Source organism: Microvirga sp. P4_G7 (genome assembly GCF_056401005.1).
The window spans coordinates 1-1,067 of the sequence record NZ_JBFUKD010000966.1; the positions used below are offsets into that span (position 1 = coordinate 1).

Sequence of the window (1,067 nt, forward strand, 5' to 3'; positions counted from 1 at the left end):
GAACTGAGCACCGTCGATCTGGAACAGGGGCCGTTCACATACACGATYACGAATGATGCTGATCTGAAGTTCCAGGTCGTCGTCATCGACGGTGTCGCTCAACTGAGACTTCGCGAAGGCGCAACGCTCGACTACGAGACGAAGACCTCGCACCAGGTGACGATCAAGGTTACCGATTCCGCAGGGTTGTCGTACCAAGAGACGTTCACAATCACTGTGAACGATCTGGCGGAGAATGGCCCCAACACCGCTCCGTCGGATATTGCCCTGTCGAAATCCGAGATCGACGAGAATGCGGCGGGCGGATCGCTCGTTGGCGAACTGAGCGCGGTCGACCAGCAGGGTGGTTCGCTCACCTACACGATCGTGGATGATGCGGATTCGAAGTTCCAGGTGGTCGTCATCAATGGTGTGGCCCAACTCCGGCTGCGCGATGGCGCTACGCTCGACTACGAGACCGACACATCCCACCAGGTAACCATCAAGGTCACTGATTCCGGCGGGCTTTCCTACCAAGAGACACTCACCATCACGGTGAACGATCTCGTCGAGAACGGCACCAATACGGCCCCGTCGGACATCGGCCTTTCGCGGAGCGCGATCGACGAAAATTCGGCAGGGGGAAGCCTTATCGGCGAACTGAGTGCGACCGATCTGGAACAGGGACCGCTCACTTACGCGGTCACGAACGACCCTGATGCCAAGTTCCAAATTGTCGTCCTCAACGGGGTTGCTCAATTGCGGCTGCGTGCGGGAGCGACCCTGGATTATGAAACCAAGACCGCGCACCAGGTGACGATCACGGTGACTGATGCAGGTGGCTTGTCTCACGCGGAAACGTTCACGATCGGTGTGAATAATCTGCCGGAGACCGGTCCGAACAACCCGCCTTCCGACATCTCGCTTTCGCATGCCGCCGTTGACGAGAACGCGGCGGCTGGGACGTTGGTCGGGGAGCTGAGGGCGACAGACGCCGAGCAGGGGGCTTTCACTTACAAGATCAAGCTGGCTGATGGGACGCTCGCCGATACCGATGGCCGCTTCAAGATCGTCCACAACACGGACGG

Annotated in this window: 1 protein-coding gene; it reads left to right on the forward strand. The window is 59.0% G+C overall.

Features of this window, described 5'->3' with window-relative positions:
* Window positions 1–1,067 (forward strand): cadherin repeat domain-containing protein (locus AC1DT3_RS22270; RefSeq protein ID WP_477467349.1); only part of this gene is annotated, 1,067 nt, incomplete at both ends.